Genomic DNA, 16,094 nt, shown 5'->3' with positions numbered 1-16,094 from the left:
CCTCTGATTTTTCTTCCTGCCGACATAGCTCCAGAATTCATCAGCCTCCGCATCTGTTTTTATTTCAATCTCAATGCTGTCCGCTTGCGGCATGAAATACGGATTCACTTCGGCAGGAGTTTTTTTTCAGCTCGGAAATCACAGTATTCTTCGAAATGCCGAGATTTCTTCCTATGTCTCTGATGCCGCTGTTGTTCAGAGTCTGGGTCTCAATCTGTTCCTTCACTCCGGGTTTCCATGCTTTATAGCTGTATTCATTCTGAAAACTTCTTTCGCATTCATTGCAGCGGTAACGCTGGGTTCCGTTTTCACTCCGCCCGTTCCTCACAAGATCATCGGCTCCGCAGTGCCGACATCTGATTTCGATATACTGTTTCATAATGACTAAATAATATATCGAAGGAAAGGCTATATATCAACGGATTTGACCCGCCACCATCTATACTTCTCGAAAACGGCAATGCTTTGATGACTAATGCCGACATTTTTTCCTTAATGTTAAATTGAGCCTTTCGATATGACTTATTTTTCCGCTTCCTTTATCGACAGTTCTGCTCCTGTCAGCCGGAAATGCTTTTGCGTAAGATGCCAGGCCATCCGTAAAAAATATTCCGTTTTTTGATCAGTCTTCAGAAAGGGAGTCCAACAGGGCGGCAGCTACGGCATCATCTTTTTTTTCGACATGACATCCGACTATAAGACATGTTCTCCCCTTGACAGAAAGCCATATCTATGTTCTGTTCTCTTTATTTTCCGACAAATATCCACATTTCGTCGGCCTCTATGAATATTTTCCCTTTTCGTGACATCTGAAAAACCTGCTTTCTGACTTCACCGCGTTTTTTTAACATAGTCCTGAAGCCATATTTTTGAGATTAAGATTGCTCCTGCAATTACTACCATGGATATCTTCCTCAAGAGGAATCCTGTTAGCTGTCAGTCATTCCGCATCAGCAACTCCGCATCAGCAACTTTTCTTCTTTCTGGTTTTTCAACAAATTGACGCGATCGTTCCTTGCATGAAAATTTCTCCTTTCCATTTGGGTGGTGGGCTAAACCAGTTGAAAGGTACGGCCTGTTTCTTTGATAACAGATAGTTATCGCTTGCTGTCAACGGATTTTACCCACTACCGAAGATAGGGCCGTGAATGGGCTGCCGCCGCTTCCCAAACAGCCCAACTGGACAGCACTTGTGAGATTATCTCGCAAGCGTTATCCAGTTTGAGCCGCACAGCCCAAACTGGCGGTGCACCGTTACGCTGACTCAGTATCAGCGATACCGACGCTCATAGCGTTCGTCATGACCTTCTCTGTGTTCGCCGCCTTCCCGGTATTCCCCGCGATGCTCACGGGCTTCATGCCGCTCATCCTCATGATCATCCCAATGCCTGACACATCCGGTTCCGGTTAACGCTGCTGCAAGCAAGACTGCGCCGGTCAATGCGGTGATGATTCGTTTCATAGCCATTCCCTCCTTTCAGTTCATGATGCGCTCATTCAAGTGACGAGCTGGGTTGTATTTTCATACTATCAGAGGCAAGATGAATGGAAGATGAATATTTCTTTGGAGTTTTTCTTTGCCTTGTCTATTGACAAAAAGCCCCGTGTTCTCTACGATGCGATGCCTGTCAGGCAAGCGTCACGCTTATGCTGCGCAATTGCCCCCTGAGCACCCTTCCAGCCAAGAGGAGAAATTCTTGCGAGTGCCATCAATAGCCTCAAAAAGCCGCAAGAAAAACGCTCCAACGCAGCTCAGGGCGGAAAAGCAGTTGCAAGCCTCGCCGGAACAGCTATACTGTCCCCTGTTTCCTAAAATAATCAATTTTCCGGCGGCAGTCCGGCGGCTTTGCCGCCTTGGGCTGCTGCTGTCAGCCAGAAGGTCTGTCAGATGAGCGCGCAAACTGTATCTTTCCCCGGCCAGCCTGTTCCTGCAAGCTGGCTCAGTGATTTTGACAAATACCTGATCGGCGAAGGCACGCACGAGCGGGCCTATGAAAAAATGGGGGCGCATCTCGTCTCCTTCGACGGCCAGGAGGGCATCGCCTTTGCTGTCTGGGCACCGAACGCCCGTCAAGTCAGCCTGATCGGCGAGTTCAACGGCTGGGACGGCCGGCAGCATCCGATGCACTCCAGCGACTCCGGCATCTGGAGCTTGTTTGTTCCGGGGCTGAAGGAGCACACGGTTTACAAATACCGCATCACCACGCAGCGGGACGAGCAGTTCGACAAGTCCGACCCCTACGGCTTCTCGATGGAGCTGCGGCCTTCCACTGGCTCTGTCGCTGTGCAACTTGACAGCTACCAGTGGAACGATGCCGAATGGATTCAGCAGCGGGCGCAGCGGCAATCGCTCAACAGCCCAATTTCAATTTACGAAGCGCATCTCGGCTCGTGGCGGCGCAAGCCGGATGAAAAATACGGCAGCCGCTGGCTGACCTACCGCGAGCTGGCTGATGAGCTGATTCCCTACGTCAAGGAGCTGGGCTTCACCCACATTGAGCTGCTGCCGATCGCTGAGTATCCTTTTGACGGCTCCTGGGGCTATCAGGTTTTAGGCTTCTTCGCTCCGACCAGCCGTTTCGGCACGCCGCAGGATTTCATGTATTTTGTCGATCAATGCCACCAGCAAGGCATCGGCGTGATCCTCGACTGGGTGCCCGCGCATTTCCCCAAAGACGGCGCGGGCCTCAACTATTTCGACGGCACCCATCTCTACGCCCACGCTGATCCCCGTCAGGGCGAGCATCAAGACTGGGGCACGATGATTTTCAACTACGGGCGGAACGAGGTGCGTTCTTTCCTCATCTCTAACGCCCTGTTCTGGATTGACAAGTACCATATTGACGGCCTGCGCGTGGACGCGGTGGCCTCGATGCTCTATCTGGATTATTCCCGCAAGGAAGGCGAGTGGCTGCCCAACGAGCACGGCGGCAGGGAGAACTTGGCGGCGATCAGTTTCCTGCGCAAGGCCAACGAGGTGTTGCATGGCCTCTTTCCCGGCGTGCTGACCATCGCTGAAGAATCCACCTCGTGGCCGATGGTCTCGCGCCCGACGTGGCTGGGCGGTCTCGGCTTCAGCCTGAAATGGAACATGGGCTGGATGCACGACACGCTCTCCTACATGAGCCACGACCCGATCCACCGCAAGTTCCACCACAACGAGCTGACCTTCGGGATGCTCTACGCCTTTCACGAGAACTTCATCCTGCCGCTCTCGCACGACGAGGTGGTGCATGGCAAGGGTTCCTTGGCCGGCAAAATGCCTGGCGACGACTGGCAGAAGTTCGCCAATCTTCGCGCCTATCTCGGCTTCATGTGGACCTACTCCGGCAAAAAGCTGCTCTTCATGGGCTGCGAGTTCGGCCAGTGGCAGGAATGGAACCATGACACCGGCCTGGAGTGGTGCGCCTTGGAAGCGGAGAACCATCAGGGAATGCAGCGTTTTGTCCGCGATTTGAACAGAATTTACGCTGTCGAGCCTGCCCTGCATGAGAACGACTATGACTGGCAGGGCTTCTCGTGGATCAACGCCAACGACTCGGACAACTCGGTCTTCTCCTTCATCCGGCGGGCGAAAGACAGCGGCGACATGCTGGTGACGGTCTGCAACTTCACCCCGATCGTCCGGGAAAAGTATCGCATCGGCGTGCCCAAAAGTGGCCAATGGCGCGAGCTGATCAACAGCGACCTGGAATGCTATTGGGGCAGCGGTCTCAGCAACGGCACGGTCAGCGCATTGCCGGAACCGGCCTTCGGCTTCGAACAGTCCTTGGAGCTGACTCTGCCGCCGCTGTCTGTTCTGATCCTGAAGCCCGCCTGAGGGCAATATTCCAGCTCCCGCCGCCTGTAACTTGACTTTTCAAAAAAAACAAACGCAACTGAGGGATTCTGATATGAAATCAAACCGCACCGCTCTTCTCATTGCCGCCGGCATACTGGCCTATATATCTTTGGCAGGGTATCACAGCCATCTAAAAAATAAGTATGCCGGTGCGGCTGCGCAGCAGCATCAGTCCGCCGGAGCAAAAGAACATAGCGCAGTCAAACAAAGCGAAAGCGGCCAAATACAGAATGAGCTGATGGCAGCCAAAGACGAAGAGCAGCGGCTGCGTAACGAACTGGAAGCGACTCGATCCCTGTTGCAACAAGAGAAAACGCAGCAAGGTCAGCTCGAGGGGCAGATGGAAGCGGCCACGACCGTTGCGGCCCAGCAGCAGGCGCAGGTGCAGGCTTTGCAAGAGCAGCTTCAGCAGGCAAATGCCAAGATGGAATCGCTCACGCAAAGTGAGAATGCCGCCAGCAGCCAGCTTTTGGAAAAATTGAAGCAGAGCGAGGACCGCTTGGCCCGCGCGCAGGCGGAAATTGCTGACTTGGGGCAGATGAAGCAGAATTTGTCCGCTGAACTGGAGCAGACGCGGACAGCGCGGCAGGAGCAGGCTGCGGCGGAGCTGGAGGCGGCGCACCGCGAGCTGGCGCAGCTCAAAGGCGAATTTGCCAAGATTGAGCAGAGCAGGCAGGAGCTGGCCGCCCAGCTTGAACAGGCCAAGGCGGGCTATGCGCAGCAGCAGGCTGAGGCTGCAAGCCGGATTGACGAGCTGACCCGGCAGGCCGATGCGGCAGAGGCGGAGCTGGCCACGCTGCATGAGGCCCAGCGCAAGACGGAGCTGAAAGCTGAAGCTCTGATGCAGTACGGCAAGACGCAGGAGGAAAAATTGGCTCCGGTTGAGCAGCGGGCGGCGGATTTGCAAAAGCAGGCCGCTGCCGCGCAGGAGCAGATTGATCTCCAAAACAAAAAGGTGAAAGACGCTGAGGCGAAAATCATCTCGTTGCAAGCAGCCTTGGAAAAAGCTGAGGTGGCTAAAGCTGCTGCTGAGAAACGGGCTGCCGAGGTCAGCAAGAACGATGACGCGCAAAAGGCGGTGGTGAATGAGCAGCAGGCCAAGCTGGGAAATCAAAAGGCCTTGCTGGTGGAAAGCGCAGCCAAGATTGCCGAGCTGGAGAAATCGCTCAAAGATGCGCAGCTGAAAGCTGAGGCCATGCTTCAGTATGGCAAGAGCAAGGAGCAGCAGGCCGCGCCGTCGGAGCAGCAGATCACTGCGTTGCAGAGTCAGTTAAACGCGAAACAGAAAGAGCTGGATGGAGCGAAGAAGCAGCTTACTGAGGCTGAGGCCAGCGGCAAAGAGTTAGTCACGCAGGTTGCGGGCCTGAGCGAAGCGAAAATAGTTCAGGAAAAAGAACGTCAGCAGCTGACGCAGCAGGTAGAGCAGAAAACTGCTGCCGCTGCGGCGTTGGAAAAACAGCTTGCCGAGACCAAGACTGCGCTGAAAACCGCTGAGGAATCCTTAGCTGCGGCGCAGGCCAAGACGCAGGAATTGCAGCAGGGCTTGACTGGCAAGGGCGAGGAGCTGACTGTTCTGAAGGCGGAGGCGGAAAAGCTCCAGGCAGAGCTGGCGGAAAAGAACAAGCAAGCTGAGACCCTGAATGCCAACTTGGCTAATCTGTCGGCGGAAAGAGATAAATTGACCGCCGAGCTGACAGCGGCGGCAGAGAAACAGGCGGCTGCGGACAAACAGATCGAAGAGAAAACTGCGGCCCTGGCAGCGGCGGAGAAAACCGCCCAAGAGGCGGGCGGCAAAATCGCCGCGCTGGAAGCGAAAGCGGCTGAAACTGATAAGGAGCTGACTGCGCTGAAGGAGAAGACCGCCGGACAGGAAAAGCAGCTTGCTGATCTGCAAGGCATTCAGCAGAAAGTGCAGGCCGCGCAGGAGCAGGTTGCCACACTGGAGGCGGATGTTGCCAACAAACAGAAGGTGCAGGAAAGCCTGACCGTCTCTCAAGAAAAGGTGACTGCTTTAGAGGGCGAGCTGGCCCAGCGGCAGGCTCAGATTGAGGAGCTGAAAGCCGGTGCCGAGCAACTGAAGGCTGCGCAGGACAAAGCCGCCGCCTTGGAAACTGAATTGACAGCGGCTAAGGCCAAGCTGGCCGAAGCGGAGGGCGCAGCGCAGAAGGCGCAGGCGGAGATTGCCGCAAAAGCTGCTGATTCGGAAAAAGAATTAGCCGGGCTGAAGAAGAGCTTGGAGGAAAAGGAAAGTGCCTTGGCACAAGCCAAAGCCCAGGCCGAGGAGCTGACCGCCTTGAAAGCTCAGGCGGCGGATATGAAAGCCGGAGCGGAGCAGCTCAAGACGACGCAGGACAAAGCCGCTGCGCTGGAAACTGAATTGGCGGCTGCCAAGGCCAAGCTCACCGAAGCGGAGAGCGCAGCGCAGAAGGCGCAGACGGACACTGCTGCTAAAACTGCTCAGGTGGCAAATGAGCTGGCCAGGCTGAAGAAGAGCTTGGAGGAAAAGGAAAGCGCATTGGCTTTGGCTAAAACGCAGGCCGACGAGCTGACGGCGTTAAAAACGAAAGCTGCTGCCTTGGAAGCTGAACTGGCTGCGGCCACAGCCAAGCTGACCGAAGCACAGGCTGTTCAGCAGAATCAGCAGGGCCAAGCAGACACTGCCGCCAAGGTTGCCGAGCTGGAGAAGGAAACTGCCAGCTTGAAGACAGCCTTGGAAGAAAAAGCCAAGGCTCTTGAGCAGGCGACGGCAAAAATTGAGGAGCTGTCAAAGGCTGCCGCAGCCGCATCAGGCCAGCAGCAGGGCGAGGCGGACAAGCTGAATGCGGAACTGGAACAAAGCAGGCAGAAAATCAGCGAGCTGGAGCAGAAAATCGCCGTCTTGCAGGCGGAGCTGGATGCGCTGAAAAACAAGGAGCAGGCTCAGGCCCAGCAGGTGCCTGCGCAGGAGCAGGCTGCTGCCGGCGGCGGCGACAAGGACGGCGACGGCGTGCCGGACAGCAAAGACCTTTGCCCGGACACCAAGGCCGGTGGCAAGGTTGACGAAATGGGCTGCGTGGACAGCAGCGCGATTGTTCTTTCCGGGGTGAATTTCACCAAAGGCACCGCGCAGCTGACCGAAGAGGCGAAGAAGAGCCTTGCTGACACGGCCAAGCTGCTCAAAGATGCGGCCCCGGAGCAAAAATTTGAGATCGCGGGCTACACCGACAGCAGCGGTTCCCCAGCAAAAAATCTGGCGATTTCGCAGCAGCGGGCCGATGCCGTGCGTGACTTTCTTGCCAGCCAAGGCATCAGCAAGGAGCTGATGATCAGCAAGGGTTATGGCCCGGCCAATCCCCTCGCCGACAACCGCACCAAGCAGGGGCAGGAGAAAAACCGGCGGGTGGAGCTGCATCTGCAAAAATAATGCTCCAGAACTCGCCGCAGTTTCATGCTGTCCGCATTGAAAAAATCATCGCGGGCGGCATGGGGCTGGCCCGCACGGCAAGCGGCCAGGTGATCATGTCCGGCTTGGTGCTGCCCGGCGAAGTGGCGCAGCTTCGCGAAGTTCGGCGCAAAGCCGGTTATCTTGAAGCGGAGCTGGCGCAGGTGTTGGAGCCGTCGGCAGAACGGGTTGCGCCTGCTTGTCCGCAGCATGGGCATTGCGGCGGCTGCGATCTCCAGCACTGCTCGTATGCCGAGCAGCTCAGAATCAAACAGGCCATCGTTGCAGAGGCGATGCAGCGTGCCCATGTGCCGCTGCCGTCAGCCGGAATTGACGTGGCGCAGCCGTCGCCGCAGCAATGGGGCTATCGGCATCGGGTGCGCCTCCACATCAGTCTAGCTGGCGAACTGGGTTTTTTCAGAAAAAAAAGTCACGCGGTCGCGGCGGTCAGCAACTGTCCGGCAGCGGCGGCGGAGATCAACACTGCGGCGGCGGAACTGGCTGCCGCAGGCTGTCTGCCAGGATTAGCTGCATTCTGTCAGGAGCTTGAGCTGCATTGCTCGCCGCGAACCCGCAGCATCACCTTGGTGCTGCCGCTGCGAGGCCGACAACGGCTTCCTGCGGCAACAGTGCAGCAGCTTGCCGCTTGTTCCAGCATAGACCAAATCGGCTGCACAAATGACGACGGCTTCCGCCATCTTTTTTCCCGCACCGGCACTGCCGAGCCGCTGACCCAGGAGTTCACCCTGCCGCAGCAGAACTGCCTTCTGTCGTGGTCAGGCGGCTGCTTTTCGCAGGTCAATCCCGGTCAGAACGCGCAGTTAGTCAGGCGGGTGCTTGATGTTGGGCAGGTGCAGGGAAAAAATATCTTGGATTTGTACTGCGGCATGGGCAATTTTTCCGTGCCGCTGGCCTTGGCCGGAAGCGGCACGCTGCTGGGCGTTGAGGGAAGCCAGGAAAGTGTGCGCTGGGCGCGGCGCAATGCCGCAACCGTCGGAGTTTCCGCCCGTTTTTTGACTGCTGATGTTCATTCCTGTCTGCGGCAGTTGGTCAGCGAGCGGCAGCAGATGGACATCATTCTGCTGGACCCGCCGCGAGCCGGAATTGGCAAAACGGCTGCGCTCCTTCCTGAACTGCGGGCTGAGAAAATCATTTATATTTCCTGCGATCCCGTCACCTTGGCCCGCGATCTCGCCGTGCTCTGCGGCAAAGGTTTCCAAGTGACTCAGCTCACGCCGCTCGACATGTTTCCGCAAACCAGCCATATCGAAACAATCGCGGTGCTTGAAAATACAGCAGGATAAATTAAAAAATGACAGCGCATTACGAGGCGGACATCGTCGCATGGGCCAGCGAGCAGGCGCGGCTGCTCCGCAGCGGCAGATTTGATCTGCTGGACACAGAGCACATTGCTGAGGAAATAGAGGACGTGGGCAAGAGCGAGCAGCGGGAGCTGGCGAGCCGCATGGCGGTGCTGCTCTGTCATCTGATCAAGTGGCAGCACCAGCCCGCACGGCAGGGCGCAAGCTGGCTGGCGACGATCAAGACCCAGCGCGAGCGCGTCCAGCGCCGCCTGCGGCAGACTCCCAGTCTGGGGCAATGCCTGCATGATGCGGACTGGCTGGCCGATGCTTGGGATGATGCCCGCGATGCGGCGGCCAAGGAAACAGGCATAGCCTATGAGAAGTTCCCGGAGTGCTGCCCTTGGCGGATGGAGGATGTCCTTTCGCCAGACTGGCTGCCGCTGCTGCCGGAGCTGCGCTGACAGAGCCTGATGCCTCATTTCCTCCCCTCCACCGCGCAGGAGCTTCAGCAGCTTGGCTGGGACCGCCTCGACATCATCCTTGTCAGCGGCGATGCCTACATCGACTCGCCTTTTGTCGGCGCAGCGGTGATTGGCCGGGTGCTGGTGGACGCAGGCTTCCGAGTCGGCATCATCGCCCAGCCAGACCTGCTCGGCGATGACATCCGCCGCTTAGGCGAGCCGCGCCTTTTCTGGGGCATCAGCGGCGGCTGCGTGGATTCGATGGTCGCCAACCACACCGCTTCGGGCAAGAGGCGCAAGCAGGACGACTACACGCCCGGCGGCATCAATAACCGGCGGCCCGACCGGGCTGCGCTCGCCTACGCCAACCTCATCCGCGCTCATTTCAAGCAGACCTGCCCGTTGGTGCTCGGCGGCATTGAGGCCAGCCTGCGCCGCATTGCCCACTACGACTGCTGGAGCAACACGGTGCGCCGCTCCATCCTCTTTGATGCCAAGGCCGATTACCTGCTCTACGGCATGGCCGAGCGCAGCGCGGTCGAGCTGGCCTGCTGCCTGCGCGACGGGCGCGATCCGCGCGGCATCCGGGGCCTGTGTTATATCAGCAAGGAGCGGCCTGCGGACTGTCTGGAGCTGCCTGCATACAGCGAGGTTGCGGGCGCGGAGCGGGCGCGGAAGCAGGCCTTCACACGCATGTTCCGTCTTTTCTATGAGAACAACGACGCGCTGACCGCGCAGGGCTTAGTCCAGCTGCACAACGACCGCTGGCTGGTGCAGAATCCGCCGCAGCCGCCGCTGACGCAGGAAGAGCTGGACCATGTCCACAGCTTGGACTACCAGCTTGACCTGCATCCTTATGACCGCCAGCGCGGGCAGGTCAAGGCCTTGGAGACCATCCGCTTCGCCCTCACCACGCACCGGGGCTGCTATGGCGAATGCAACTTCTGCGCCATTGCCGTGCATCAGGGCCGCACGGTCACGTGCAGAAGCCGCCAGTCCATTGTTGCTGAAGCGCGGCGGCTGATCAAGCACCCGGCTTTCAAGGGGCGCATCCACGATGTCGGCGGCCCGACCGCCAACATGTACGGCATCGAGTGCCGCAAGAAACTGACCAAGGGCTGCTGCCGCGACCGCCGCTGCCTCTTCCCCAGCATCTGCAAGAACATGGTGATAGATCACGGCGGGCAGCTCAAGCTGCTGGAGGAGCTGCGTGCGCTGCCGGGCGTGAAGCAGGCCGCCGTCTCTTCCGGCATCCGCTACGACCTGATCCTTGCCGACCGCAAAAACGGCCTGAGCTACCTGCGCCAGGTGGTGCGGCATCATGTCTCCGGCCAGATGAAGGTTGCGCCGGAGCACTGCCAGCCGCACGTGCTCGCCTGCATGGGCAAGCCGGGCGTGGACAGCCTGCTCCGCTTCCGCGAGCTGTTCCTGCGCCTGAGCAAAGAGGAGGGCCTGCCGCAGTTCCTCACCTATTATATAATAGCTGCGCACCCCGGCTGCGGCCAGGCGGACATGCTCGCCCTGCGCGACTTCGCCCGCAAGGAGCTGAAGGTCTTGCCCAAGCAGGCGCAGATCTTCACGCCCACGCCTTCAACCTGGTCAACAGTGATGTGGTGGACAGGGGAGAACCCCTTCACCGGCGAGGCTTGCTATGTGGAGAAAGACGCGCGGCGGCGGGAGCGGCAGAAGGAAACGCTGACAGGGGCAGGCTGAAAAGTCGGCACCGCCTTTTTTTCAACGCAAGCAAAAGCAAATCATCATGTGCGGAATCTGCGGTTTCAACTGGAAGGACGAGAGCCTGATCCGGGCAATGGCGGCAACCATTGAGCACCGGGGGCCAAATCAGAAGGGCGAGTTCTGCTGCCACGAAGCCTCGTTCGGCTTCCGACGGCTTTCGATTATTGACCTGAGCGAGCATGGCCGCCAGCCGATGTTCAACGAGGACGGCACGGTCTGCCTCGTCTTCAACGGCGAGATATACAACTTCCAAGAGCTGCGGCCTGAGCTGGAGCGGCACGGCCACGTCTTCCGCAGCCATACCGATTCGGAAGTCATCATCCATGCTTACGAGCAGTGGGGCGACAGTTGCGTGGAGAAGCTGCGCGGCATGTTCGCCTTTGCCATCTACGATCAGAAGCGGCGGCGGATGCTGCTCGCCCGCGACCGCATCGGCATCAAGCCGCTCTACTACACCTGGCAGAACGGCAAGCTGCGTTTCGCCTCGGAGATCAAGGCCATTCTTGCTGATCCGCAGGTGGAGCGGCGGGTCAATCAGCAGGCGATGTACGACTATCTCGGCTTTGAGTTCGTGCCTGCGCCTGAGACCATGTTTGCGGGCATCCACAAGCTGCCTGCCGGGCATCTGCTGACGCTGGAAAATGGCCAGCTCCGCACCGAACAATACTGGGATTTACACTTTCATCCCGGCGAGAACAAGCTCTCCTTCACCGAGGCCGTTGAGCGGATGCGCGAGCTGCTCGACCAGGCTGTTGCCAGCCATTTGGTCAGCGATGTGCCGCTGGGCGTGTTCCTTTCCGGCGGACTGGATTCAAGCTGCATCGTCGCCTTAATGCGCAAACATATCAGCGGGCCGCTCAAAACCTTCACCATTGGCTACGAGGACAAGTCCTTCAGCGAGCTGGATTACGCCCAGATTGTCGCTGACCATTGCCAGACCGAGCATCATGTCCTGCGCTTAGACAGCTTGAAGCCGGAGTATGTCGAGCAGACGCTTTGGCATCTCGACGAGCCGATGACCGACCTTTCCACCGTACCGCTCTATCTGCTCTGCAAGCAGGCGAAAGAGCAGGTCACGGTCTGCCTCTCCGGTGAAGGCGCGGACGAGAGCTTCGCCGGTTATGACCGCTTCAAGGCCAGCAGCATGAACGCCTGGTTCAGCCTGCTGCCCGCCGCTGTCCGCAAAGGCCTGATCGGCAGATTAGCGGCCATGCTGCCGGATCAGCCGCAGAAAAAAGGCGCGGTCAACATGCTCAAGCGCTTCATCGAGGGCGCGAACCTTGATCCGGCAGGCCAGCATCTGCGCTGGCAGTATTTCCTTAATGCCGGGCTGGAGGACAGCCTTTTCCGCAGCGAATTCCGCCGCAGCATCGCCGCCGATCCGTTCCGCCTTGTCCGCGAGCACAACGCCCGCTGCGATGCAGGCAATGATCAGATCAACCGGGAAATTTACTTGGACACCCGCTTCATGATGACGGATTCCGTGCTGATGAAGGTGGACCGGATGTCTATGGCCAGCTCGCTGGAAATCCGCGTGCCGCTGCTCGACCATATGCTGGTGGAGTTCATGGCCTCGCTGCCCGGCGACTGGAAGCTGAAGGGCGCGACCACCAAGTATATTTTCCGCGCCGCGCTGGAGGGCTTGCTGCCGGAGAAAATCGTCCATCGCGGCAAGCAGGGCTACAGCCTGCCGGTCAAGCACCTGCTGCGCGGCGAGCTGAAGAACTACATGGTCGAGCTGCTTAATGACTCAGCAGTGATCCGGGAGAACATGAATCTGCCCTACATCAACCGGCTGATTGAAGAGCACTGCGCTTTGAAGCACAATCACAACCACATCCTCTGGGCTTTGCTCAATATTGCCATCTGGCATAATCGGTTCTTCAAGTAATCTTGTTCGTTTTTCACCATTTCTATCAAAAACTACCATGCTGAACGTTGGCATCATCGGGGCTTCCGGCTACACCGGCGTTGAACTGGCCCGCATTCTTTCCGTCCATCCTGAAGTCCGGCTGACTGTGGCCACCTCGCGCCAATTTGCCGGGCAGCCCCTTTCCGCCGTTTTTCCCAATCTGCGCAAGCGGGTGGACTTGCTTTGCGAGGATTTGGCCCCGGAGCAGCTTGTTGACCGCGCTGATTTTTTCTTCGCCGCTGTGCCGCACAAGACTGCGATGGCCTTGGTCCCGACGCTTCTGGCTGCTGGCAAGAAAGTCGTTGATCTGAGCGCGGATTTCCGCATCCGCGATGCCGCAGTGTATGAGCAGTGGTATCAGCCGCACACCTGCCCGGAGCTGATCGCCGAGGCGGTGTACGGCCTGCCGGAGCTGTACCGCGAGCAGGTAAGGAAGGCGCGGCTGGTCGCCAATCCAGGCTGCTATCCGACCTCAATCACCCTCGGCCTGGCCCCGCTGCTGCGCGAAAAGCTGATTGACCCAGCCACGATGATCATTGACTCTAAATCCGGCACATCCGGCGCAGGCCGTTCAGCCAGCATAGACACCCTTTACTGCGAGGTAGCTGACGGATTCCGAGCCTACAAGGTCGGCGGCACACACCGCCACATCCCGGAAATTGAGCAAGAGCTGTCCGCGCTGGCCGGAAGCAAGGTGACAATCTCTTTCACGCCGCACCTGCTGCCGATCTCACGCGGCATCCTCAGCACCATCTACGCCAGCCTGAAGGCCAGCAAAATCAGCGAGCAGGACATTCAGGCCCTGTATGAAGACACATACAAAAACGAGCCGTTCGTCCGCGTCTGCCCGGCAGGGAGCCTGCCCGCGACCCAGCATGTGCGCGGCAGCAATTGCTGTGATATCGGGGTGAAGGTGGATCAGCGCACCGGACGGGTGATTGTCATTTCGGCGATTGACAACATCGCCAAGGGCGCGTCCGGCCAAGCAGTGCAGAATATGAACCTGATGAACGGCTGGGATGAGACCTGCGCCCTGCGCGGGGCGGCTTTCTTTCCGTGAGGTGATGGAATATTTGCCTGCGTCGGCAGCCGATGCAGGCATTTGAAATAAGTACAATTACATTACGAGGAAGATATAATTTGATGGAGGAATAATGGAAAAGCTGTTTCAAATTGCCACGACGATATCCACGCCTTTGGCACTTGGTGGCTTGCTTTCCGTAATATTCTTTTTTATCATCAAGCAGATGTTGGCGAAGGATGTTTTTCCTCCGCTTACTAAAAGCAGTGCGTTTAACATCCTGAAAACGATAGTGGATCGTCTTTTTGTGCTCGCGCTTATTGCGATGCTCTTAGGTTTTGCAGGATATATCATTCCGATTCTGCTGCAAGCAATTTATTCTCAAAAATCTTTGCCGCAGGCTTCCTCAAATGAACCTCCTAAGTTTAGGGTAAGATATTTTGATGTTGAAGGATATGCTATTGACTTTCTCATGAAAGGAATAGTTGATGAGAAGATGGAGAAATATTTATCTGGTCAGCCATTTATTGTGCCGAATGAAGTATTCAAGGAAATGAAATTTTTGATGGGAAAATTTTCTACTCATACTGAGATACCTCATTTAATAGATAAAGACCATAATTATTTAGAAGTTGAGATTAAAGGCAAATATCTTGGAATAATAGATCTCAATATAGATATCGAGTCAGATCAATACACGTTATCATCTATTGAATCTGAATCGGACTGGAATTTTTACTGGACTGGGGGACAAGATGATAAAGATAAGTATCTTCGTGAAATCAAAAAAAGAAAAATAAATGCTAAATATTTTTCTTTTTGGAAATTTGCTGATAAAAAATATCTTAATAAATTTACCAGAGAATTTAGCGAAACAGGTAGTATAAGATTGTATAATTTTGTAACTGAAAAATATCTTCCACCTGACTTCTCGATAGTTAATTTGAATTACTTCCCATGCCCGACAGGAGTATGGATGATCAACCTGATCAACAGAATCCCTGTGCTTAAAGTTGCTGTCATTGAAAATATATCGAAATCTCAAATTGAGATCGGTAATTTTTTTCTTAGAAAAAATTCTAACGAACAGTTAAGGACAAGAGAGGAAGATTTTGCTGTAATAGAAAAAATGAATATCAAAAAAGAATATCTGTTTCCATTAAGAATGCTTGCCTCTGGAGAAAAAATCCTTATTCCGCTTGATATTTATTTTAAATACAACAAATGGAATAAAGAATTCATTAGTAATTTGTTGAGTAAAAATAACATTCCTGACGAAATAAATAAAATAAAAGGAACAGAACCAGTATCTGTTATCGAGGAGAGCAATAGAGATGATATACCAGGGATAAAAAGTATCCCTTTGAGATATTTCAAAGAAATAATTAACAGGAAAAGAGTTGATACCTCTGTGGATAAAGAGTTCATTTATGGAACATCTATCTCTGTAGAGCAAGTTGCAGTCGATGGTAAGATTTATCCATTTAGAAAGAATGATGAGAAATCATTTGTTCTTTATTACAGTAGCGAAGTTGGAAGCTGTCCATACGCATACACCTATTCGCCAGAAATAAAACAATGGATTAGCGAGGGCCATATCCTCTACGGTAAAAGTAGCAAACGCAGAGAGGGGTGGGACAGCATTAAACTGAAACGATTCACCGGCAAGGTAATTATTAAAGAAAACGACCCTGAAGTTTCTTTTATTGATTTTCTGCGCATCAGAGTTAAAACCGACGATGGAAAGGAAGAAGTTCTCCTTCCGAAACAATCTCTTCTGCGTTTAGAAGATCAGAAATATTTAAAGATGAAACAAGGCGAGCAAATTGAAGTTGAATTTGATGGCTTTCAAGAAAAAGCTGGCAGCACCTTTTATCTTGAATCAAAAGGATATTATGAAGTTATTAGCCGATAATCGCAAAGGTGCGTTCGGCCAAGCAATGCAGAACATGAACCTGATGAACGGCTGGGATGAGACTTGCGCCTTGCCTGCGAGGGGAAACTTTATCAAGGTTGGCGCAGCCTATTCCAGCCTGCGGTTATTTTAAAGACATTAGACACTATATCGAATTTCAGGTTGCAATATTTTAAAATTTATGTTGCTTGTTGTTTTAATTTGTCAATTCAAAATTTAATGCCAAAAAAAGAAAACAGACGAAGAGGACATAAAAATGACAAATTACACAAAACTCTCTGGGAAAACTAATGAATTCATCTCGATGGCAGGACTGTCTGCTGACAGGCTTCTGTTTATTTTAATATATATGAAGCAGTAAACACTATATCGAATTTTAGGTTGCAATATTTTAAAATTTATGTTACTTGTTGTTTTGCTTTGTTAATTTAAAATTTAAGCCCCAAAAAAGGCAAACTGGCGAAGAGGACATAAAAATGACA

The 16,094-nt window shown here is 54.9% G+C and carries 10 protein-coding genes; 8 read left to right on the top strand and 2 right to left on the bottom strand.

What is annotated here, in order from left to right:
- Positions 1 to 70 precede the first annotated feature (70 nt).
- Both ACNKH6_RS01185 and ACNKH6_RS01180 read right to left on the bottom strand, forming a co-directional pair.
- The gene (locus ACNKH6_RS01185) at positions 71 to 379 is read right to left on the bottom strand and encodes a transposase-like zinc-binding domain-containing protein (protein ID WP_417913717.1); all 309 of its coding nucleotides are present in this window, start codon (positions 377 to 379) and stop codon (positions 71 to 73) included.
- 891 nt (positions 380 to 1,270) lie between these two features.
- Positions 1,271 to 1,462 (bottom strand): hypothetical protein, encoded by a 192-nt coding sequence (locus ACNKH6_RS01180; protein WP_417913716.1) that lies wholly within the window; start codon positions 1,460 to 1,462, stop codon positions 1,271 to 1,273.
- A gap of 426 nt (positions 1,463 to 1,888) precedes the next feature.
- Here ACNKH6_RS01180 and glgB point away from each other — a divergent pair, with 426 nt between their 5' ends.
- The 8 genes from glgB to ACNKH6_RS01140 all read left to right on the top strand — a co-directional run bounded on the left by glgB (position 1,889) and on the right by ACNKH6_RS01140 (position 15,612).
- A complete protein-coding gene (gene glgB, locus ACNKH6_RS01175) occupies positions 1,889 to 3,820 on the top strand; it encodes a 1,4-alpha-glucan branching protein GlgB (RefSeq protein ID WP_417913715.1) in 1,932 nt (643 codons plus the stop codon).
- A 73-nt stretch (positions 3,821 to 3,893) separates the two neighbouring features.
- Complete coding sequence (locus tag ACNKH6_RS01170) at positions 3,894 to 7,244, top strand: OmpA family protein (protein ID WP_417913714.1); 3,351 nt, start codon at positions 3,894 to 3,896, stop codon at positions 7,242 to 7,244.
- The gene (locus tag ACNKH6_RS01165; protein ID WP_417913713.1) at positions 7,244 to 8,566 is read left to right on the top strand and encodes a class I SAM-dependent RNA methyltransferase; all 1,323 of its coding nucleotides are present in this window, start codon (positions 7,244 to 7,246) and stop codon (positions 8,564 to 8,566) included. The genes ACNKH6_RS01170 and ACNKH6_RS01165 overlap by 1 nt, the downstream gene beginning before the upstream one ends.
- A gap of 8 nt (positions 8,567 to 8,574) precedes the next feature.
- The gene (locus ACNKH6_RS01160; protein ID WP_417913712.1) at positions 8,575 to 9,027 is read left to right on the top strand and encodes a DUF29 domain-containing protein; all 453 of its coding nucleotides are present in this window, start codon (positions 8,575 to 8,577) and stop codon (positions 9,025 to 9,027) included.
- Positions 9,028 to 9,036: 9 nt separating this feature from the next.
- Entirely contained in the window at positions 9,037 to 10,740 is a 1,704-nt protein-coding gene (locus tag ACNKH6_RS01155; RefSeq protein WP_417913711.1) for a YgiQ family radical SAM protein, read from the top strand.
- Between the two features lie 46 nt (positions 10,741 to 10,786).
- Positions 10,787 to 12,655 (top strand): asparagine synthase (glutamine-hydrolyzing), encoded by a 1,869-nt coding sequence (gene asnB, locus ACNKH6_RS01150; protein WP_417913710.1) that lies wholly within the window; start codon positions 10,787 to 10,789, stop codon positions 12,653 to 12,655.
- A 37-nt stretch (positions 12,656 to 12,692) separates the two neighbouring features.
- Positions 12,693 to 13,736 carry an N-acetyl-gamma-glutamyl-phosphate reductase gene (gene argC / locus ACNKH6_RS01145; protein ID WP_417913709.1) on the top strand — a complete coding sequence of 348 codons (1,044 nt, stop codon included), beginning with the start codon at positions 12,693 to 12,695 and terminating at the stop codon, positions 13,734 to 13,736.
- Between the two features lie 94 nt (positions 13,737 to 13,830).
- Positions 13,831 to 15,612, top strand: coding sequence for a hypothetical protein (locus ACNKH6_RS01140; protein ID WP_417913708.1), 1,782 nt, complete (start codon positions 13,831 to 13,833; stop codon positions 15,610 to 15,612).
- Positions 15,613 to 16,094: the final 482 nt, after the last annotated feature.

The organism is Candidatus Electronema sp. JM (assembly GCF_048287415.1).
In the GTDB taxonomy this organism is placed as follows: domain Bacteria; phylum Desulfobacterota; class Desulfobulbia; order Desulfobulbales; family Desulfobulbaceae; genus Electronema.
The sequence above is the reverse complement of the archived record's forward strand: the minus strand, read 5'-3'. Positions and strand labels throughout refer to the sequence as shown.